This is a genomic window from Bordetella tumbae, from assembly GCF_054780995.1.
In genome coordinates this window covers 381276-402496 of record NZ_BAAGVG010000023.1, presented here as the reverse complement: position 1 = coordinate 402496, position 21221 = coordinate 381276, and the positions used below count along the sequence as shown (strand labels likewise).

Genomic DNA, 21221 nt, shown 5'->3' with positions numbered 1-21221 from the left:
CTTAGCGAAATTGGAGCAATCATGGCTGAAATTACCGCCGCCCTCGTCAAGGAACTGCGTGAGAAAACCGACGCGCCCATGATGGAGTGCAAAAAGGCCCTGACCGAAGCCGAAGGCGATCTGGCTCGTGCCGAAGAAATCCTGCGCGTCAAGCTGGGCAACAAGGCCAGCAAGGCTGCCGCCCGCGTGACGGCCGAAGGCCTGATCGGCCTGTTCATCTCGGCTGACGCCAAGCAAGGCGCTGTCATCGAAGTCAACTGCGAAACCGACTTCGTTGCCAAGAACGACGACTTCGTCGCTTTTGTGAACAAGCTGGCCGAGCTGGTCACCACCCAGAATCCCGCCGATGTGGCCGCCTTGTCGGCGCTGCCCCTGGGCGAAGGTACCGTTGACACCACCCGTACCGCCCTGGTCGGCAAGATCGGCGAAAACATTTCCGTGCGCCGCTTCCAGCGCATCGAAACGCCCAACGCGCTGGCTAGCTACGTGCACGGTGGCCGGATCGGCGTGCTGGTCGAATACACGGGTACCGAAGAAATCGGTAAAGACCTGGCCATGCACATCGCTGCGACCAAGCCCAAGGCGCTGAACGCCGACGGCGTTGCTGCTGCTGACATCGCCGCCGAGCGTTCGGTTGCCGAACAAAAGGCCGCCGAGTCCGGCAAGCCTGCCGAAATCGTCGCCAAGATGGTCGAAGGGTCGGTGCAGAAGTTCCTGAAAGAAGTTACGCTGCTGTCGCAGCCCTTCGTCAAGAACGACAAGCAATCGGTTGAACAGATGCTCAAGGAAAAGAGCGCCTCGATCAGCCAATTCGTGCTGTTTGTCGTAGGCGAGGGCATCGAGAAAAAGACCAGCGACTTCGCCGCTGAAGTCGCCGCCGCCGCCGCTGGCCGCGCCTAAGTAGTCGTAGTACCCGGGGCCGGCTAGATAAACATCTAGTCCGGCCCTATTTCTTGTCTTACACTTTCGTCGGATTGTTCCCTGGGACATCACCTATGAGCAGCAGATCATACAAACGGGTTCTTCTCAAACTTTCCGGCGAGGCGCTGATGGGCGATGATGCTTTTGGCATCAATCGCAGCACCATCGTGCGCATGACCGATGAAATTGCAGAAGTCTCGGCGCTAGGCGTCGAACTGGCCATCGTTATTGGCGGTGGCAATATTTTCCGTGGCGTCGCACCCGGCGCCCAGGGCATGGATCGCGCCACGGCCGACTACATGGGCATGATGGCGACCATCATGAACGCGCTTGCCCTCCAGGACGCGCTGAAAAACAAAGGCGTCGACGCCCGCGTGCAGTCGGCCCTGAATATCGATCAGGTCGTCGAACCCTACATCCGCCCCAAGGCCCTGCGCTACCTCGAAGAGGGCAAAGTCGTGATTTTTGCGGCGGGTACGGGCAATCCGTTCTTCACGACCGATACGGCTGCCGCGTTGCGCGGCGCTGAAATCGGCGCTGAAATCGTGCTGAAGGCTACCAAGGTCGACGGCATCTACAGCGCTGACCCCAACAAAGACCCCACGGCGACGCGTTACACCCGCATCAGCTTCGACGAGGCCATTGTGCGCCGCCTCGAAGTCATGGATGCGACGGCGTTCGCGCTTTGCCGCGACCAGAAGCTGCCCCTGAAAGTGTTTTCGATCAATAAGTCCGGCGCACTCAAGCGTGTCGTCAGCGGCGAAGACGAAGGCACGTTGGTACACGTTTAAGCAAAGGATATTTTCATGAGCGTCGCAGAAGTCCGCAAATCGGCCGAATCCCGCATGGCCAAGTCGCTGGAAACGCTGAAAGTCAACTTGTCCAAGATCCGTACGGGCCGTGCCCACACGGGTATCCTGGACCACGTTCAGGTTGAATATTACGGTTCGCCGGTGCCCGTCAGCCAGGTGGCCAACGTGAATCTGGTCGACGCGCGTACCATCAGCGTGCAGCCTTACGAAAAGCCCATGGCTGCGGTGATCGAAAAGGCCATCCGTGAATCCGATCTGGGCCTGAACCCCATCTCGATGGGCGACACCATCCGTGTTCCGATGCCGGCATTGACCGAGGAACGCCGCCGTGATCTGACCAAAGTGGTCAAGAGCGAGGGCGAGGACGCCAAGATCGCCGTGCGTAACTTGCGCCGCGAGGCGAACGAGTCGCTCAAGAAGCTCGTCAAGGACAAGGAAATCTCTGAGGACGACGAGCGCCGCGCCCAAGACGACGTGCAAAAGCTGACCGATCGAAGCGTGACCGAGATCGACAAAATGGTCACCACCAAAGAAGCGGAGATCATGACCGTATAATCGGGTCAAGATATTGTTCGCACGCGCGCCGCTTGCGCCGTACCGCTGCTGCATGGCCGGCACGGTGCTGGTGTAGCGGCGTGATTTTTTTGATTTTCAGCTCAGACAAGGCCCCGGAGGCCTGACTCGTTTCCTACATGGCAATCAGTTCCACCCAGGCGATTCCCGCCACGCAGGCAGTTCCGCAGCACGTCGCCATCATCATGGATGGCAACGGCCGCTGGGCGACGCGCCGGCATTTACCGCGTACCGCCGGGCACGCCAAGGGCGTGCAAGCCGTACGGCGCGTGGTCGAGGCGTGTGGGCGACGCGGGGTGCGTTATCTGACATTGTTTGCCTTCAGCTCTGAAAACTGGAGACGTCCTGTCGAAGAGGTCTCCCTGTTGATGCGTCTGTTTGTGCAGGCATTGGAGCGCGAAGTCGACAAGCTCAATGATCAGGGAGTGCGTCTGCACGTGGTCGGAGATCTGTCGCATTTCGAGCCGCGGTTGCAGTCGTTGATCGCCGATGCGCAGGCTCGCACGGCGCATAATGATCGTCTGCATCTGACCGTGGCCGCCAATTACGGCGGGCGCTGGGACGTACTGCAGGCAACGCGCGCCATGCTTGCCCAACACCCTGAATTGGCCAATGATCCGCAGCGCATCGACGAAGCGCATCTGAGCAGCCACTTGTCCATGTCGTGGGCGCCAGAGCCCGATTTGTTCATCCGCACTGGCGGTGAGCAACGCATTTCCAATTTTCTGATTTGGCAACTGGCGTATACCGAGCTGTACTTCACTGATCATTACTGGCCGGATTTCGGGGCGGACGAACTCGAGGCGGCTTTCGAGTGGTACCGCACCCGCGAACGCCGTTTTGGCCGTACCAGCGAACAGTTGCGCAATGATGCGGCGCGCTGAGATCACCGGAGATTTCTATGCTCGTTCAACGCGTTATCACCGCCGTCGTGTTGCTGGCCGTGCTGGCCCTGACGCTGTCTGTGGCAAACCCCTGGTGGTTCATGGTGTTGCTGGCGATAGGGGCGGCCTGCGCATGCTGGGAATGGCTGCGGCTGACCATCGCGTCAGCCTCGTCTAGCGTATTGAGCGTTGGGATAGCGGTGGGGTTGCTGGCCGTGATGCTATACGCAAGCTGGGCTTGGCTATACGGCACGCCTGATAGTGGCGCGCTGCAGGCGGCGGTCGTTCGGGGCCTGGTGCCTGTTGTGGCACTGATATGGCTGGTGGGTGCGACGGCTGCTGTGGTGCGCGGGCGATCCGATGCGCCGCCTGCCAGTGTGCCGTGGTCGATATTCAGCGTGCCGGCCGTTTTCGCAGCATGGTCGGTGTTGGCATTGACCTTCATGACGCGCGGCGCCTGGTTTGTCGTGTCCTTGCTGGCGCTCGTCTGGGTCGCCGACATTGCTGCCTATTTTGCCGGCCGGGCGTTCGGCAAGCGTAAACTGGCTCCTAAGGTCAGTCCCGGAAAAACGATTGCCGGCGCGGTGGCCGGCGTCACGGGCGCCGTCATCTGGGTCTGGATCTCGAGTTTTTGGGATGGCAGCTTCGGCCAGGCGCTGATCGAGCGTTTGTCTTTGCCGCTGGCTTTGCTTGCCGCTGTGTTATTGGGCGCAATCTCCATTGTGGGCGATCTGTTTGAGTCCTTGCTCAAGCGCCGTGCCGGTCGTAAGGATTCCAGTGGCCTGTTGCCAGGTCACGGCGGTGTCTACGACCGCATCGATGCGATCCTGCCGGTGGCGCCGTTTGCGTTATTGCTGTCTGGAGTGTTGTCTTGAGCCGTTTTCAACGCGTTGCCGTTCTCGGCGCTACGGGATCTATCGGCGAAAGCACGTTGGATGTGATTGCCCGTCACCCTGACCGGTTGGCGGTTTATGCCTTGTCTGCGCACAGCCGTATGGAACGTCTGGCCCAGCAGGCCTTGGCGAGCCGGGCGGCTGTGGTCGTCGTGCCGGACGACGCGGCACGCCGCCGCTTTTTGGCCGCGTGGCCGGCCGGACAATCCGCTCCGGACATCCGGGTAGGGGCCCAGGCCCTGGCGGATACCGCCGCAGACGCCGAATGCGATACCGTGATGGCTGCCATCGTCGGAGCGGCAGGCCTGCCGTCGGCGTTGGCTGCGGCCCGGGCAGGTAAACGGATCTTATTGGCCAATAAAGAGGCCCTGGTGGCGGCAGGCGGCCTGTTCATGCAGGCAGTCCGCGAGAACGGCGCCGAACTGCTGCCGATCGATAGCGAACACAACGCTATTTTTCAATGTATGCCCCAAGGGCAACACGCCGGTGCGCCTACCGAGCCGGCGCGCGGCGTACGGCGCTTGCTGTTGACGGCGTCGGGCGGGCCGTTCCGGCGCCAGGACCCCGAGGATCTGCACGACGTCACGCCCGATCAGGCCTGCGCGCATCCCAACTGGAGCATGGGGCGCAAGATCTCGGTCGATTCGGCCACCATGCTGAACAAAGGGCTCGAGGTCATTGAGGCTCATTGGCTGTTTGCCATGCCTGCGGATCGTATCGAGGTCCTGATACACCCGCAAAGCGTCGTGCATTCGATGGTGGAGTATGACGACGGTTCCGTCCTCGCGCAGTTGGGACAGCCTGATATGCGTACGCCCATTGCCTATGGCCTGGGCTTTCCAGATCGGCTCGCGAGCGGCGTCAGTCCGCTGGATCTGGCCCGATGCGGGCGTCTGGAATTCGAAACGCCCGATCTGGAGCGTTTCCCGTGCCTAAAGCTGGCATTTGACGCTTTGCGCAGCGGGCAGGGGGCCTGTATCGCGCTGAACGCCGCCAACGAAGTCGCTGTCGAGGCGTTTCTGGCCGGGCGCTTGCGTTATACCTGGATCCCCAGGGTGATTGCGGCGGCTCTGGAATGGCAGCAACGGCGGTCTTCTGTTACGCTCAATAATCTTGCCGACGTGCTGGCGCTCGATGCTGAAACACGAGCCTACACGGGTAATCTCGGCTTGGCCTGATTTCTTCGCCCTAACGACACATGCTTTTTACCCTGCTTGCTTTCATCGTCGCCCTGGGCATCCTGATCACGTTTCACGAGCTGGGTCATTACTGGGTGGCGAGGCTGTGCGGGGTGCGCGTGTTGCGGTTTTCCATAGGCTTTGGCCGGGTGCTGCTGCGCCGGCGGGACAAGCATGGCACCGAATGGGCGCTGTCGGCGATTCCGTTGGGTGGGTACGTCAAGATGCAAGACGACCCGCCAGCAGGAGCGACTCGCGCAGAGGCCGCGCAGTCTTTTAATACTCAGCCGGTGGGCCGGCGTATCGCGATCGTTGCGGCAGGGCCGGTATTCAATCTGATTTTGGCCGTGGCGCTGTATGCCGGGTTGAATCTCGCGGGTACCGAAGAACCTGCACCCATCATCGCGCCCCCTGCGGCAGAAACACCGGCCGGACGGGCAGGGTTTCACGGCGGTGATCAGATCGTGGCCATCGACGGCAGCCCGGTTGTGTCCTGGAATGATGCGCGTTGGCACTTGATCGATGTGCTGTCCACGGGCGGACAGGCACAAGTACAGGTCCGTACCTCCGATGGGGCGACGCAGCACCGCGTATTGCAGGTGACTGCCAGTGGGATGGACCCGCAGCAGGGTGATCCATTGGCTGATGCCGGGCTGCGGCTGGCTCAGCCCAAGCCCATCGTGCGTGGCGTGGTCACAGGCAGCGAAGGCGAGCGCGCCGGCTTGATCGATGGTGATCGCATTATCCGTGCGGGCGATTTGATCGATCCCGATACCGCACAGCTGGTGCAGCTCATTCAGCGGCATGCAGGCGCACCGTTGGCGCTGACCATGGTTCGCGATGGGAGCGAGCGATCGGTGACCGTGGTGCCGCGGGCGGAAACGGTAGATGGCCAAACCATCGGGCGTATCGGTGTACAGCTTGGGGGAGACCTCCCCATGGTGACGGTACGTTACGGTATGTTTGCAAGCATTGGTCACGCGGCTGTGCGCACATGGGATACGGCTTGGCTGTCCTTGCGCATGATGGGCCGCATGGTGATCGGCGAAGTTTCCTGGCGCAATATCAGCGGTCCCGTCACGATTGCGGACTACGCCGGACAGACCGCCCGTATTGGGTTTGCCGCCTATATTGCCTACTTGGCACTTATCAGTATCAGCCTGGGCGTGTTGAACTTGTTGCCGATCCCTATGCTGGATGGCGGCCATCTGCTGTACTATCTCGTCGAAATTGTACGAGGCAGTCCTCCGCCCGACCGATGGATAGACATTGGGCAACGCGCCGGTATCGGCGTATTGGCGGGGCTGATGGGGCTTGCCTTGTTTAATGATTTCGCCCGCCTGTTCACGTGACAGACAATAGAATAAAATCTTTCGCCATTTGCTCGACCTAGGATAGCCAAGCACATGTTTTCTCGGATGTTTCATCACAAAAAGGGCTTGATGCCGGGCCTGCTTGCCGCGCTTCTCATGCCGGCGCTAGCCCATGCGTTCGAACCTTTTGTCGTGCGGGATATCCGCGTAGAGGGCATTCAACGTACGGACGCGGGCACCGTGTTCGGGTATATGCCCGTCAAAGTCGGCCAGCAATTCACCGAGGCCGAGGCGACCGAAGCCATTCGGCGCCTGTATGGCACGGGCTTTTTCAGTGACGTCAAAATCGAGACGGACAACGATGTGGTCGTTGTGGTCGTACAGGAGCGTCCGACGATCGCTTCGGTGACCTTCAACGGCATGCGCGAGTTCGACTCCAAAGCCATTACCAAGTCGCTCATGCAGGTGGGCTTTGGCGAGGGCCGGGTATTTGACCAGTCGATGCTGGAACGTGCCGAGTTCGAGCTCAAGGAACAATATCTGAGCAAGGGCAAATACGGCGTCGAGGTCACTGCGACCGTGACACCGCTGCCGCGTAATCGCGTGGGCGTGAGCTTTGACGTGTTCGAAGGTGAGGTCGCCAAGATCCGCCAGATCAGCGTGGTGGGCAACAAGGCCTTTTCCGAGGGTGACCTGCTGGATCTGTTCCAGTTGTCGACGCCCGGCTGGCTGACCTGGTACACCAATTCGGACAAGTATTCCCGCGAGAAACTCGAAGGCGATATCGAGACACTGCGTTCGTTCTACCTCGATCAGGGCTACCTGGAGTTCTCGGTCGAGCCGCCGCAGGTCACGATTTCCCCCGACCGCAAAGACATCTACATCACGGTCACCATTCACGAGGGCGAGCCTTACAAGGTGCGCAACGTGAAGCTGGCCGGCAACCTCCTGGGCCTGGATTCGGAGATCAAGAGCCGGGTGCAGGTCAAAGAAGGCGAGACCTTCTCGGCGGCCCAGGCAAATGATTCGTCCAAGGCGATCACGGATTATCTGGGCGAATTGGGTTACGCGTTTGCCAACGTCAATCCGAACCCCACGCTGGATCGTGCCAAACACGAGGCCGATGTAACGTTCTACGTCGATCCCAGCCGCCGCGTTTACGTGCGCCGGATCCAGATCGGCGGTAACACCCGCACTCGTGACGAGGTCGTGCGCCGTGAAATGCGCCAAGAAGAGGCCGCCTGGTACGACTCGGGCGACTTGAAGATCTCGCGCGATCGTATCGACCGTCTGGGTTATTTCAACGAGGTCAACGTCTCGACCGATCCGGTCCCGGGTTCGCCCGACCAGGTTGACGTCAACGTGGACGTCAAAGAAAAGCCCACCGGGATGATCAACCTCGGTGTAGGTTACGGTTCGTCTGAAAAAGCCATTCTGTCGGCAGGGATCAGCGAAGACAACGTGTTCGGCAGCGGTACCAACCTGACGCTGCAATTCAACACCAGCAAGAGCAACCGCGCCGTCGTGCTGTCGCACACGGATCCGTATTTCACGAAAGACGGTATCAGCCGTACGACGTCGGCTTATTACCGTGTGACTGAGCCGTACGAGACGGGCTCTGGCGACGGGGATTACCGGGTGAAGGCGCTCGGTCTGGGGATGAACTTCGGCGTGCCGATTTCGGAATATGACCGGATCTTCCTGGGCGGCACGTTCGAGCATAACCAGATCGATCTGTACGACAACTCGCCGCAGGCCTATCGCGACTTCGTTGACCAGTATGGCGATAGCACGAATGCGCTGATTTTCAACGCTGGCTGGTCAAAGGACACGCGTGACAGTGCGCTGGCCCCGACCAAGGGTTCGTACACCCGCCTGAAGGCTGACGTATCCACGCTGGATCTCCAGTACTACATGCTGACGGCTCAGCAGCAGTACTATGTTCCGCTGGGCCGTAGTTACACGCTGGCCTTTAACGGTATGGTGGATTACGGCTTCAGCTACGGCAGCAAGGACTTCCCGGTCATCAAGAACGTCTACGCGGGCGGCATCGGCACGGTACGTGGTTATGACGGTTCGTCGCTGGGCCCACGTGACTCGCTCACAGGCGATTACCTGGGTGGTGCGCGTCGTATCGTCGGTAATGCGCAGTTGTATCTGCCTTTCCCGGGCGCTTCCAAAGATCGTACGCTGCGTTGGTTCCTGTTTGCTGATGCGGGCCAAGTCTCGGCGGGCAGCGGGATGCGATGCACGGGCGGTGAGCCGGGCAGCGAGGTGGATGATCCTTGCGGCTGGCGTTTCTCGGCAGGTATCGGCCTGTCGTGGCAGTCGCCGCTGGGACCGCTGCAGTTGTCTTACGCCCGTCCGCTCAACTCCAAGTCGGGTGACGATTTGCAATCGTTCCAGTTCCAGATTGGTACTGGTTTCTAAACAGTGCCGTGACCGGATAGGTTACGCATAATCACACTAGCAAGACGCCGCAACGCGGTATTTGCTGGATTAGTGGCACAATAGCAGCTTTGCTTTACCTCATTGGAAGGTGAGATTTTCATGATGTCTGATTTCGCACTCAAAACCTCGAGCCCGTCGCGCATCCAGCGCGTCGGCAAACTGCGCGGTACGCTGGCCCTGGCGGGTGCGCTGTTCCTCGGCTCTGCCGTGACGCTGCCTGCGCATGCACAAGGCACCAAGATCGGCTTCGTGAATACCGAGCGTATCCTGCGCGAATCCGGCCCGGCCAAGACTGCGCAAAGCAAGATCGAGTCGGAATTCAAAAAGCGCGACGACGAACTGCAGCGTCTGAGCGGCAATCTGCGCAGCCAAGCTGAAAAATTCGACAAGGATTCCCCAGTCCTGTCCGAGTCGGACCGTGTCAACCGCCAACGTGACCTGTCGCGCCTGGATACCGATCTGCAACGCAAGCGCCGCGAGTTCCAAGAGGACTTCAACCGCCGCCGCAACGAGGAATTCTCCTCGATCGTGACCAAGGCCAACCAGGCCATCAAGAGAATTGCCGAACAAGAAAACTACGACCTGATCGTGCAAGACGCTGTGACGGTCAACCCGCGTATCGACATCACCGACAAGGTGATTCAGGCGCTCGGCAAATAAATCGCCGAGGTCGCATGCCGATCCTGTTGGATACCGCCCGCGCGCCAGCCCTGGATGCGCTGCTGGCTTCGGTGAATACCCAAGGGCTGGACCTGCGTATCGAGACGGGCGCAGCGGGGGATGTCAAACGTATCGTCCTCGGTGATACGGAACAAGGTGACGCCGCCGCATTGCGCGCGGCATTGCCCCGTATCCGCGGTATCGGTACGCTGGCATCAGCTGGACCGGAAGAAATCAGCTTTCTGAGCAATCCGCGCTACCAGGGCCAGTTGGCTGGCACACAGGCCGCCGCAGTCATTGTGACGCCGGATGTGGCGCAAGCCATGTCGGCTGGTGCAGACGGTCTGTCGTGTATCCGGGTCGTATGTGCGCATCCTTATTTGCTTTACGCCCGTCTGGCGCAGTGGTTCGACGCTGCGCGTCACCCGAAACAGCCGGCCAGCGTGCATCCGCTGGCCGTTGTGGCGCCTGATGCCGTCATCGAGGATGACGTGCGTATTGGTCCGCATTGTGTGGTCGAGTCGGGCGCTCGTATCGGACGCGGATCTACACTGGGGCCTGGGTGCGTGATCGGACAGAACTCCAGTGTGGGGCCCGATTGCGTGCTTTATGCCCGTGTTACGTTGTACGCCAATGTACGCATCGGTGCACGAGCCATCGTGCATAGCGGCGCGGTCCTCGGCGCTGACGGTTTCGGCTTTGCACCGGATCCGACGCTGGGGCAGGGTGCCTGGGGGAAAATCGCTCAGTTGGGCGGTGTGCGCATCGGGGACGACGTCGAGATCGGCGCCAATACCACGATCGATCGCGGCGCCCTTGAGGACACCGATATCGGTGACGGCGTCAAGCTCGATAACCAGATCATGGTGGCGCACAATGTGCGTATCGGCGCCCATACTGCGGTGGCTGCCTGCGTGGGCATTGCCGGCTCGACGGTCATAGGCGCGCGCTGTACGATCGCTGGCGCGGCCATGCTGTCCGGGCATCTGACCTTGGCCGATGACGTCCATATTTCGGGGGGGACGGCGGTGACCTCCAGCATTTCCCAGCCAGGCCGTTACACTGGCGTGTATCCTTACGCTGAACACGGCCAGTGGCAACGTAACGCCGCCGTGATACAACAACTGTCGCAGCTGCGCCGCCGGCTGCGGGCACTCGAAAAAGCCTGACCTGTCACCGCAGCCTGCGGTGACGGCGTCATCATTCAATACGGTAGGAATCTTTACGAAATGGAACTCGACATCAAGGCGATCATGGAGCGCTTGCCGCATCGCTATCCGATGCTGCTCATTGACCGCGTGCTGGAAATCGTGCCGGGCAAATCCATCGTTGCCATTAAAAACGTGTCGATCAATGAGCCTTTCTTCGAAGGCCATTTCCCGCATCACCCTGTGATGCCCGGTGTGTTGATCACCGAAGCCATGGCTCAAGCGGCCGCGCTGTTTTCTTTCACCGATGACGACGGCGGCCTGAAATGCGACAGCGCCAAGACCGCCTATTACCTGGTAGGGATCGACGAGGCGCGTTTCCGCCGCCCCGTCGTGCCGGGCGACCAATTGCGTCTGGAAGTACAGGCCGAGCGGCTCAGCCGCGCCATCTGTAAATACCAAGGGCGTGCATTGGTGGACGGCCAGGTGGTGGCCGAAGCCAAGCTCATGTGCGCCATCCGTAGCCTGGAAGCGTAAATGTCAGGAAATATCCATCCCACCGCCTTGGTCGACCCAAGCGCTCAGATCGACAGCAGCGTGCGGATCGGGCCGTATAGTGTCGTTGGCCCGGATGTCACTATCGGTGCAGGGACGGAGATCGGTCCTCACTGCGTGATCGACGGCGTGACGACGATAGGCCGAGATAACCGGTTTTACCGGTTTTGTTCGATCGGCGGCATGCCTCAGGACAAAAAGTACGCGGCTGAGCCCACGCGTCTGGTCATTGGTGACCGTAATACGGTCCGGGAATTCACCACGTTCAATACGGGCACGGTCCAGGACGGTGGCGTGACCACCATGGGTGACGACAACTGGATCATGGCCTACGTGCACGTTGCGCACGATTGCCATCTGGGTAACAACACCATTCTGGCCAACTCAGTACAACTGGGGGGACACGTCCACGTTGGCGACTGGGCCATTGTGGGCGGGCTGACCGGGGTGCACCAGTTCAGCAAGATCGGGGCGCACAGCATGACGGGTGGCAATAGCTCTCTGATGCAGGATATGCCGCCGTTTGTGTTGGGCGCTGGCAATCCTTGCCGCCCGGTTGGTGTCAATGTCGAGGGCTTGCGCCGTCGCGGTTTCAGCGCGTCAGTGATTTCCAGTGTGCGCGAGGCGTACAAGATCGTTTTCCGCCGTGGTTTGTCCTTGGACGAGGCACGCGCAGAGCTGCGCGCGCGCCAGCAGTCGCATCCTGATGCGACCGAGGCGTTGCAGACCTTGCTGGATTTCTTTGATGCCTCGAACCGGGGCATCATCCGGCCATGACCACTACTATCGGCATGGTGGCAGGTGAGCCCTCGGGCGACCTGCTGGCCAGCCGTGTCATAACCGGCCTGCATCAGGCCGAGTCCGATTTGCATTGCCAAGGCATCGGCGGGCCCGCGATGGACGCCGCCGGCTTTGAGGCTTGGCATCCCATGCATGCGTTGACCGTATTCGGCTACGTGGATGCCCTCAAGCGTCTGCCGGGATTGTTGCGCACCTACGGTGACGTCAAGCGCCGCTGGCTGGCCGAACCTCCCTCAGTGTTCGTCGGGGTAGATGCGCCGGATTTCAATCTGAAGCTCGAATTGCAGTTGCGCCAGGCGGGTACGCCCACAGTGCATTTTGTCGGCCCGTCGATCTGGGCATGGCGTTACGAGCGCATTCACAAGATCCGCGAGGCGGTGTCGCACATGCTGGTGCTGTTTCCTTTCGAGGAAGACCTGTACCGCAAAGAAGGCATCCCGGTGACCTATGTCGGGCATCCGTTGGCAGATGCCATTCCGATGCAACCCGACCGCCAGGCGGCACGGCGCCGCCTGAACCTGGATGACAATGCGCGCGTCTTGGCTATCTTGCCAGGCAGCCGCTCGTCGGAGATCCGCATCCTCGCGCCGCGTTTTCTGCAGGCGGCGCAACAACTGCGCCAGCGGGATCCCGGTTTGGTATGCATTGTGCCGATGGTCAATGCCGAGCGACGCCGAGAGTTCGACGCCATTCTGGCGCAGTATCCCGTCCCGGGGCTGCGTTGCGTGACGGCCGCTGATCTGACAACGGCGGGCAGCGCGCCAGTGGCGTGGACTGCGCTGGAGGCCAGCGACGCGGTCTTGGTGGCCAGTGGCACGGCTACCCTGGAGGCGGCCTTGTTCAAACGCCCCATGGTCATTTCCTATTATCTGTCCCCATGGATGCGCCGCATCATGGCCTGGAAATCCGGCCAGCAGCGGCCGTATTTGCCGTGGGTTGGGCTGCCCAACGTGTTGCTGCGCGATTTCGCCGTGCCGGAGCTATTGCAGGACGATGCAACGCCAGATAAGCTGGCCGAGGCGACCTGGGCTGCCCTGACCGACGAGGCCCATGCCGCACGCATACATACGCGTTTTACCGCCATGCATCACGATCTGACGCGCGATACGGCGAGCTTGGCGGCACGCGCAATTCTCGATGTGGCTCATGGATCAACATAGCCTTTTTGCTTGCACCACGCCTGATTTCTCGGGCGTGACGATGGCCGGCGTCGACGAGGCCGGCCGGGGACCGCTCGCGGGGGCTGTTTACGCAGCGGCCGTGATCCTGGACCCCGCGAAGCCCATCGACGGCTTGGCCGATTCCAAGGTGCTCACGGCAATCCGCCGCGAGGCGCTGGCCATAGAGATCCGGGAATACGCATTGAGTTGGTGCATTGCCAGCGCCAGTGTCGATGAAATCGACAGTTTGAACATTTTGCGGGCGACACTGTTGGCCATGCAACGAGCCGTCGAAGGGTTGGCCCATGCGCCACAGGTGGCGATGGTCGACGGCAATCAGGCGCCAAAGCTCCGCTGCACGGTGCAAACCGTGATCAAGGGCGACGCACTGGTGCCGGCCATCTCGGCCGCCTCTATCCTGGCAAAAACAGCTCGTGACGCCGATTTGTTGCGCTTGCATGCACAGTATCCGCAGTACGGCTTTGATCAGCACAAGGGCTACGGCACTGCGCTGCATTTGACGCGTCTGCGCGAGCATGGCCCCTGCGCGGAACACCGGCGCAGCTTTGCGCCTGTGCGCGAGTTGCTGATGCCAGCGCCATAAAATTCTGTTTACGTCCGGCGATGTCCGGCTTGTGCGGTGCAGGCTGAATGGATTCAATCCGATTTAATAGTGTTTCTCGCACGGGTATCGTGCACCGCGTATTCCAACCTCTGTCCCTGCCATGAAACACATCGCGTCCCGCGACAACCCTCAATTCAAGCAATTGCAGCGTCTGGCCCAGCATGCCGGGCGTCGTGGCGAGGGCGCGATCCTGGAGGGGGTGCATTTGTGTCAGGCCTGGTTGGCGTCGTCGGCGAAACCGGTCTTGGCTGTATTCGACGCAGACCGGCTGGACCGTCCAGAGCTGGCAGCGTTGTTGGTTGCCGTGCAGGCCGTCTTACCCGAGCGGCAGATTTTGGCGCTGACGCCTCAGCTATTGAAACATCTGGAGACCGTTGAAACCGGCCAGGGCGTGCTGTTCATCGTCGATCCGCCAGCGCCAGCGCTGCCTGCGCGCTTGGGCGAATCCATGGTATGGCTCGACCGGGTGCAGGACCCAGGTAACGTCGGTACGATCTTGCGGATATGCGCAGCTGCGGGCGTCTCCCGCGTGTTGCTGTCGCCGGGCTGCGCGGCAGCCTGGTCGCCCAAAGTGCTGCGTGGCGGCCAAGGCGCGCATTTTGCGCTGTCCATACACGAGCAGGCAGATCTGATCGCCTGTGTGGACCGCCTGGATGTTCCACTTGCCGTCACGACGCTGGAAAATGCCCAGGATCTCTATGCAACCGCGTTGCCAAAGGCCTGCGCCTGGGTATTCGGCCACGAGGGGCAGGGGGTTTCGTCCGATTTGCAGTCTGCCGCCACGCTGCGGGTGCGCATCGACCACGCCCCCTCGGTGGAGTCTTTGAATGTCGGGGTGGCGACGGCGCTGTGCCTGTTTGAGCAGCGCCGCCAGGGGATGGCCTAATTCGATCTATCCAGGCCCACCTCTTGCAATACCGTCGTGGCGATTTCCTCGATGGACTTGGTCGTCGTGGACAGCCAGGAAATCCCCTCGCGGCGCATCATGCGTTCAGCCTCGGCCACCTCGTAGCGGCATTGCTCCAGCGTCGCGTACTGGCTGTTGGGACGGCGCTCGTTGCGGACTTCGGACAGGCGTTCGGGCTGAATCGACAGGCCAAACAGCTTGGATCGATGCGGCGCGACCGTTGAGGGCAGCGTGCCTCGCTCGAAATCGTCGGGCGTCAGCGGGAAATTGGCCGCTTTGATAGCGTACTGCATGGCCAGATACAAGCTGGTCGGCGTCTTGCCACAGCGGGACACGCCCACCAGAATGACATCTGCCTGATCCAGTTGGTTGATGAATTGCCCGTCGTCATGTGCCAGGCTGAAATTGATGGCGTCAATTCGATTCCGGTACTGCTCAGAGTTGGCCGCCATGTGCGAGCGGCCAACGGAATGATTGGATTTCATCCCCAAGGCCTGCTCGATATGCCCGACAAACGTGCCAAAAAGGTCCAGGAAAATCCCATTCGCGCGGCGGACGCATTCCATGCTGTGGGGGTCGACCAAGGTGCTGAAAACGATGGGCGGCAGGCCGGTTTCGTTGGCATTGCGGTCGATGCGCTCGGCGACTTCCTGGGCTTTTTCCAGGGTGTCGATAAAGGGCAGGCGGATCGGCTTGAAGCGTACTTGCTCAAATTGGGACAACACGGAGTGACTAAATGTCTCTGCGGTGATGCCGGTGCTGTCCGAGACGATATAGACAGTACGTTCGATAGGGGACGAAGCCATATGTAAAATATTCCAACCAAAGGGGAGGGCTGGAGCGCCCGACCGGGTACAATTCGACCCCAATCAGTCACCCCAAGAGCGGTCTCAGGCTGGTTTGGTCAGTGCATCGTGGTGTTTTGACCAAACTCGCTTTCTCTATTGTAAAAGGTGACTTAAATGTCGTACGTCGTTTCTTTCGAGCAGCTCCGCATGACGGATGTGGACTCGGTAGGAGGTAAGAACGCATCACTAGGTGAAATGATCAGTCAGTTGTCGGGCGCGGGTGTTCGCGTACCGGGCGGTTTTGCTACGACTGCTGAAGCCTTCCGTGATTTCCTCAAAGCCTCCGGTCTGGATGCGCGCATTGCTACGCGACTCAGCACGCTGAACCCCGAAGACGTTCGCGAGCTGGCGACAGCTGGCGCCGAGATCCGTCAATGGATCGTTGATGCCCCGTTCTCGTCCGAGTTCGAGCAGCAGATCCGCACGTCCTTTGCCGCGCTGGATGCAGACGGCAAGGGCTCGTTCGCCGTGCGTTCGTCCGCCACTGCCGAGGATTTGCCTGACGCCTCGTTCGCGGGCCAGCAGGAGACCTTCCTGAACGTCGTTGGTATTGACGACGTGCTGGACAAGATTCGCCACGTGTTCGCGTCGCTGTACAACGATCGCGCGATTTCCTATCGCGTGCACAAAGGCTATGCCCACGCCGAAGTCGCGTTGTCTGCAGGCGTGCAGCGCATGGTGCGCTCCGACAAGGGCAGCGCCGGCGTGATGTTCACCATCGACACCGAATCGGGCTTCCAAGACGTGGTGTTCATCACGTCGTCCTACGGCCTGGGTGAAACCGTGGTGCAAGGCGCCGTGAACCCCGACGAGTTCTACGTGTTCAAGCCCACGCTGGAACAGGGCCACTATCCCATCGTCAGCCGCCGCATCGGCTCCAAGCTGATCAAGATGGAATTCGATCCCGAGCGCCCCGAAGGCCGTGCCGTGCGCACGGTGGACGTGCCGGTATCCGAGCGCAACCGCTATTCGTTGACCGATGACGAAGTCTCCGAATTGGCACGCTACGCGGTCATCATCGAAAAACACTACAAGCGCCCGATGGATATCGAGTGGGGCCGTGATGGTGTCGATGGCAAGATCTACATCCTGCAAGCTCGCCCCGAAACGGTGAAATCGCAGCAAACTGGCAACGACGTCCAGCAGCGCTACCGCCTGAAGGCCACCGGCCAGGTCCTGATCACCGGCCGCGCCATTGGCCAGAAAATCGGTTCGGGCCCCGTGCGCGTCGTGGCCGATATTTCCGAAATGGATCGTGTGCAGCCCGGCGATGTGCTGGTGACCGACATGACCGACCCCAACTGGGAACCGGTCATGAAGCGCGCCTCGGCTATCGTGACCAACCGTGGCGGCCGTACCTGCCACGCGGCCATCATCGCGCGTGAACTGGGTATCCCGGCCGTGGTGGGCTGCGGTGAAGCGACCGACGTCCTGAAAGAAGGCCAGGCCGTGACCGTGTCGTGCGCCGAGGGTGACGAGGGCCGTATTTACGACGGCCTGATCGAAACCGAGGTCGAAGAAGTCCGCCGCGGTGAAATGCCGCCGATCGACGTCAAGATCATGATGAACGTCGGTAACCCTCAGCTGGCTTTCGATTTCGCGCAAATCCCGAACTCTGGCGTGGGTCTGGCTCGCCTGGAATTCATCATCAACAACAACATCGGCATTCACCCCAAGGCTGTGTTGGATTACCCGAATGTCGATGGCGAGCTGAAAAAAGCCGTCGAGTCGGCTGCCCGTGGCTATGCCAGCCCGCGCGCCTTCTTTGTCGAAAAGCTCGCAGAAGGTATTGCCACCATTGCCGCCGCGTTCTGGCCCAAGTCGGTCATCGTGCGTATGTCGGACTTCAAGTCCAACGAATACCGCAAACTGGTGGGCGGCTCGCGTTACGAGCCCGAGGAAGAAAACCCCATGCTGGGCTTCCGCGGCGCGTCGCGCTACATTGCTGCGGATTTCGCCGAGTGCTTCCGCATGGAATGCGAGGCGCTGAAGAAAGTGCGTGACGAAATGGGCCTGACCAACGTCGAGATCATGGTCCCGTTCGTGCGTACGGTCAGCCAGGCCAAACGCGTGGTGGACCTGCTGGGCGCCCGTGGCTTGGCGCGTGGCGAAAACGGCCTGAAGCTCATCATGATGTGCGAAGTCCCGTCCAATGCGTTGTTGGCCGACCAGTTCCTGGAACATTTCGACGGTTTCTCGATCGGTTCGAACGACATGACGCAGTTGACGCTGGGTCTGGATCGCGACTCCGGTATGGAGCTGTTGGCTGCCGATTTCGACGAGCGCGATGATGCGGTGAAGTTCATGCTGAGCCGTGCGATCAAGGCTTGCCTGGCTGCCAACAAGTACGTCGGTATCTGCGGTCAGGGCCCCAGCGACCATCCGGATTTCGCTCAGTGGCTCAAGGACGAAGGCATTCTGTCCATGTCGCTGAACCCGGACACGGTGGTTGATACGTGGCAGCGTCTGGCTCGCTGATCTGAGCGATTGGCCGCGCCTGCGCGCGGTGAACAAGCCCTGCATCCTTCACCGGATGCAGGGCTTGTTTCATGTGGGAACTTCGTCATCGTGAGTGTTACACACAACTCAATTGCCACTGTTGCAATCATAAATTTCACGAGAGGTAGTCACCATGCCCAATCCTGTTTCCAACCTGAACTCCGCACAGATCTTGCAGGTCGCCAAGGCGACATCGCGGGAAGAAGCTACAAAAATGAGTTTGTTGGACAGAATCATCGATTGGTTCAAAAGCGGTGTTCAACGCGCCGAATTAGAACAGATGTACGACAAGCTCATTGAGGTTAAGGGTGGGGCTGCGTCGTCACACGAATCCAATTTTCATACGGAGAATATTCGGCTGAACGCTTTTGCCGAGCTTCGACAGTTGGCGTTGCCCGAACATCGTGATCAATTTAAATATGATTTTTTCAGCGGCGATTCGCCGGAGACATTCGGATGCGCGATTCGGATTGGCGGTGAGGAAATTTATAGAAATAATGACATCAGCGGGCCGTCGAGTTCACACGAACGATTCGAGCTCACGCTGGGCAAGTGCGGTATGGATCTTGAGGACGCGTTTCGCAACGAGGATACCGACTCAATACGCGACGTGCTGAAGGCCGTCTCGGGCGAGGTGCGACGCACGGCGTCGGGGATGGACAATGCAGATATCGACAGCACGCCACAGCCGTCGCCTGAAGCGCTGTCCTTGCTGATGCGCCCCCTATCAACGGGGGCTCAAGCCATGCTGCTGTCAAAGCTGACCGAGGACCTGGGTCTTGGCCTGATGGTGGAGGCGCGCGATAACGACAGGCAGCTGCTGCAGGCGCTGACGGAAACGCTCACCGTAACCATGGAGCGCCTCGCCGAAGAAAATGCAGCGAAGCAAGACAGCACGCGTGTGATATTCGATCTGGGAAAGATCCAGGGCTAGAGTTGGTGCGCCTGCGCTCACTAGATGGCGTAAGGGTCGGACGCGGGTGCGATATGGCCGGCAGTAGTCTCGTGGGTGGAACCAGGATGAGTAGAGCGTTACCCATGCTTCGGACAATCATGACTGAAATCCTAAATCACATGGGGACACCTCACTATGTCCAATCCCAGTTCCATTTCCACGTTAAGCCTGGCGCAGATTTCACGCGTCGCCGCAGCGCCGTCGTACGAAGAAGCGTCCAAGTTGACGTTTCTAGAAAAAATCATTGACTGGTTTCAGAGCGGGGCACAACACGAAGCGATCCACGCCTTGTGCAATCAGATTTATACAATCAACAGAGACTCCAAGAGTCGCAATGAAATGGGCCGATTGGAGTGCTTTTTCAAACTGCGGGACTTTGTATCGCCCGAATATCGTGACAAATTCAAATTCGATTTTTCTCAGAATCCTAATGAGTCTTTTAGATGCAGTCTTACCGTTGGAGACACCGAAATCTATCGCAATAGCAATATCCTTGACTACGTGAGTCCGAAAGACAAAGACACGCTGCTGTCTGTGAAATATCAAATGGATCTTGAAGACGCCTTTCGCAACGAAGACGCTCGCGCTGTCTATGCTGTGCTGCAAAATATCTCGGCATCCGGACTCGAGGCAGGCTCGCTGATCGATAATGCGCTCACTGATGCCAAGACGAAGGATCAGCGCGCGGCGAATTCGGAAATAAAAATCGCTCCATTGCCATTGGAGTCGAAAGAGATGCTGCTTTCGAAGGTGGCGGGAGAGTTTGGAAACCGTATTTATGCCGTCGTCGATTTTGGGGAGAGGGCGTTAATGGCGGAGGCGGAACTTCCTTATTTTCAATCTGATGCTATGCAGCCTGCCACAGCGGTCTCGGATTCGGCGCCCGCTAAAATGAAAACACAATTACAGGCACTGACGGATACGCTCCGTGAGGCAGCCCGGCGAGAACACAAGGCGAATCAAGAACAGAAAGAGGTGGCGATGGCGCGTTCGTCGTTTGTTTCGGGCGCCGTCAAGGTCGGCGAAGAGTGGCAACCTGATGCTTCGATCTCATCGCCACGCCCGAGATTGCAGTCTTATCGTGATCTAACGGAGGCAGAGACCGAGGTGCTGAGCGACCTAGGCGTATCCGATGTGGCACTCCGGCTTAATCGATAGCGCGATTTGGTCGAGACCGGCCATGGCAATCCAGTAGTGCCAAGCGCATCGACCATGCCCATCACGATAGGAATGGCATAAGCGGCGACGCCTGCGTTACGCCGTCCGTTGCGCCGATCGCGTGCCCGCGCGTTCGCACAGCCCGAGAAACCGCCGGATCAAGCTGGCCGCTGTCGGCGTCGGGCCGAGTCCAGCCGCTAAGGCGTCGACATCCAACCCCTCGCGGAGGTAGACGCGATGGTATTGCCGCAAATGGTCGCCCATGAATTCCGGCCCGAATTCAGGATGGAATTGAGCGGAATAAATCGCGGGCGCCAAGCGGATCAATTGATGTGGATCCATATCCGAGCGGGCCAGTGCCTCGGCGCCGGGGGGCAATTGCGTGACGCTTTGCGCGTGCAGCAGTTGGGCAGGAAACCGGGTCGGCAATCCGGTCATCAAGGCGTCGCCCGTGGCATCGGGCAGGCACTCTATGGTTTGCGTGCCGAGTTCGCGGCCCTTGGCGTTGTAGTCCACCACGCCACCCAGCGCATGCGCCAGCAATTGATGGCCGTAGCACACGCCGAACATAGGCAGGTTCTCGGCGGCTGCCTGCCGTATCCAGGCAGCCGTGCGCTCGCTCCAGGGCTCGAGGTCCGTCACCATGGCGGGCGACCCCGTGATGAGCGCCGCGCGATAGGCTGAGGGCGCCAAAGGCTCCTCGTCCAGATACACCCTTACGATGTGCACCCCATCCGGTGACAGGCCAGCGGCATGGCGCATCATCTCGGCATAGCCGCCATGCGACTGGCGCAGGGGTTCGTCGGGATCGCCGGTGTGCAGAATCAGAACGGGCAATAGGCCGTCGGAGTAGGGGGCAGCAGTATTCATGGACTATCCA

20 protein-coding genes are annotated in these 21221 nt (G+C 60.0%); 18 read left to right on the top strand and 2 right to left on the bottom strand.

Going from position 1 to position 21221, the window contains the following annotated elements; all coding sequences use genetic code 11:
* The first annotated feature begins 21 nt into the window (after positions 1 to 21).
* The 15 genes from tsf (at position 22) to ACYVI2_RS24225 (ending at position 14860) form a co-directional block, all read left to right on the top strand.
* Positions 22 to 900 carry a translation elongation factor Ts gene (tsf, locus tag ACYVI2_RS24295; RefSeq protein WP_415817064.1) on the top strand — a complete coding sequence of 293 codons (879 nt, stop codon included), beginning with the start codon at positions 22 to 24 and terminating at the stop codon, positions 898 to 900.
* Positions 901 to 995: 95 nt separating this feature from the next.
* Positions 996 to 1712: a UMP kinase gene (gene pyrH / locus ACYVI2_RS24290; protein WP_094821240.1), complete on the top strand. Its 717-nt coding sequence runs from the start codon at positions 996 to 998 to the stop codon at positions 1710 to 1712.
* A gap of 15 nt (positions 1713 to 1727) precedes the next feature.
* Positions 1728 to 2288 carry a ribosome recycling factor gene (frr, locus tag ACYVI2_RS24285; protein ID WP_415817062.1) on the top strand — a complete coding sequence of 187 codons (561 nt, stop codon included), beginning with the start codon at positions 1728 to 1730 and terminating at the stop codon, positions 2286 to 2288.
* 137 nt (positions 2289 to 2425) lie between these two features.
* Positions 2426 to 3190, top strand: a complete 765-nt coding sequence (gene uppS, locus ACYVI2_RS24280; protein WP_415817060.1) for a polyprenyl diphosphate synthase — start codon at positions 2426 to 2428, stop codon at positions 3188 to 3190.
* A 17-nt stretch (positions 3191 to 3207) separates the two neighbouring features.
* Positions 3208 to 4065 (top strand): phosphatidate cytidylyltransferase, encoded by an 858-nt coding sequence (locus ACYVI2_RS24275; RefSeq protein ID WP_415817058.1) that lies wholly within the window; start codon positions 3208 to 3210, stop codon positions 4063 to 4065.
* Positions 4062 to 5261 (top strand): 1-deoxy-D-xylulose-5-phosphate reductoisomerase, encoded by a 1200-nt coding sequence (locus ACYVI2_RS24270; RefSeq protein ID WP_415817056.1) that lies wholly within the window; start codon positions 4062 to 4064, stop codon positions 5259 to 5261. The genes ACYVI2_RS24275 and ACYVI2_RS24270 overlap by 4 nt, the downstream gene beginning before the upstream one ends.
* A gap of 20 nt (positions 5262 to 5281) precedes the next feature.
* Complete coding sequence (gene rseP / locus ACYVI2_RS24265; protein WP_415817055.1) at positions 5282 to 6613, top strand: RIP metalloprotease RseP; 1332 nt, start codon at positions 5282 to 5284, stop codon at positions 6611 to 6613.
* 54 nt (positions 6614 to 6667) lie between these two features.
* Positions 6668 to 9004, top strand: a complete 2337-nt coding sequence (bamA, locus tag ACYVI2_RS24260; RefSeq protein WP_415817053.1) for an outer membrane protein assembly factor BamA — start codon at positions 6668 to 6670, stop codon at positions 9002 to 9004.
* 120 nt (positions 9005 to 9124) lie between these two features.
* The gene (locus tag ACYVI2_RS24255) at positions 9125 to 9685 is read left to right on the top strand and encodes an OmpH/Skp family outer membrane protein (RefSeq protein ID WP_415817051.1); all 561 of its coding nucleotides are present in this window, start codon (positions 9125 to 9127) and stop codon (positions 9683 to 9685) included.
* Between the two features lie 14 nt (positions 9686 to 9699).
* Entirely contained in the window at positions 9700 to 10854 is a 1155-nt protein-coding gene (lpxD, locus tag ACYVI2_RS24250; protein WP_415817049.1) for a UDP-3-O-(3-hydroxymyristoyl)glucosamine N-acyltransferase, read from the top strand.
* A gap of 60 nt (positions 10855 to 10914) precedes the next feature.
* Positions 10915 to 11370 carry a 3-hydroxyacyl-ACP dehydratase FabZ gene (gene fabZ, locus ACYVI2_RS24245; protein WP_094821232.1) on the top strand — a complete coding sequence of 152 codons (456 nt, stop codon included), beginning with the start codon at positions 10915 to 10917 and terminating at the stop codon, positions 11368 to 11370.
* Entirely contained in the window at positions 11371 to 12165 is a 795-nt protein-coding gene (gene lpxA, locus ACYVI2_RS24240) for an acyl-ACP--UDP-N-acetylglucosamine O-acyltransferase (protein WP_415817047.1), read from the top strand.
* Positions 12162 to 13349 carry a lipid-A-disaccharide synthase gene (gene lpxB, locus ACYVI2_RS24235; protein ID WP_415817045.1) on the top strand — a complete coding sequence of 396 codons (1188 nt, stop codon included), beginning with the start codon at positions 12162 to 12164 and terminating at the stop codon, positions 13347 to 13349. The genes lpxA and lpxB overlap by 4 nt, the downstream gene beginning before the upstream one ends.
* Entirely contained in the window at positions 13336 to 13953 is a 618-nt protein-coding gene (gene rnhB / locus ACYVI2_RS24230; RefSeq protein WP_415817043.1) for a ribonuclease HII, read from the top strand. Before lpxB ends, rnhB begins: the two co-directional genes overlap by 14 nt.
* Before the next feature lie 121 nt (positions 13954 to 14074).
* Positions 14075 to 14860, top strand: coding sequence for a TrmH family RNA methyltransferase (locus ACYVI2_RS24225; protein WP_415817041.1), 786 nt, complete (start codon positions 14075 to 14077; stop codon positions 14858 to 14860).
* On the opposite strand, the gene ppsR is transcribed toward ACYVI2_RS24225, so the two are convergent.
* The gene (gene ppsR, locus ACYVI2_RS24220) at positions 14857 to 15687 is read right to left on the bottom strand and encodes a posphoenolpyruvate synthetase regulatory kinase/phosphorylase PpsR (protein ID WP_415817039.1); all 831 of its coding nucleotides are present in this window, start codon (positions 15685 to 15687) and stop codon (positions 14857 to 14859) included. The two genes, ACYVI2_RS24225 and ppsR, sit on opposite strands and share 4 nt — an antisense overlap.
* Before the next feature lie 156 nt (positions 15688 to 15843).
* Here ppsR and ppsA point away from each other — a divergent pair, with 156 nt between their 5' ends.
* The 3 genes from ppsA to ACYVI2_RS24205 all read left to right on the top strand — a co-directional run bounded on the left by ppsA (position 15844) and on the right by ACYVI2_RS24205 (position 20341).
* A complete protein-coding gene (ppsA, locus tag ACYVI2_RS24215; protein ID WP_415817037.1) occupies positions 15844 to 18207 on the top strand; it encodes a phosphoenolpyruvate synthase in 2364 nt (787 codons plus the stop codon).
* Positions 18208 to 18400: 193 nt separating this feature from the next.
* Entirely contained in the window at positions 18401 to 19162 is a 762-nt protein-coding gene (locus ACYVI2_RS24210) for a hypothetical protein (RefSeq protein ID WP_415817035.1), read from the top strand.
* Positions 19163 to 19318: 156 nt separating this feature from the next.
* Positions 19319 to 20341 (top strand): hypothetical protein, encoded by a 1023-nt coding sequence (locus ACYVI2_RS24205; RefSeq protein ID WP_415817033.1) that lies wholly within the window; start codon positions 19319 to 19321, stop codon positions 20339 to 20341.
* 96 nt (positions 20342 to 20437) lie between these two features.
* Here ACYVI2_RS24205 and ACYVI2_RS24200 read toward each other — a convergent pair whose 3' ends face one another.
* On the bottom strand, positions 20438 to 21211 hold the full coding sequence (locus ACYVI2_RS24200; RefSeq protein ID WP_460490365.1) for a glutamine amidotransferase: 774 nt from the start codon (positions 21209 to 21211) through the stop codon (positions 20438 to 20440).
* Positions 21212 to 21221: the final 10 nt, after the last annotated feature.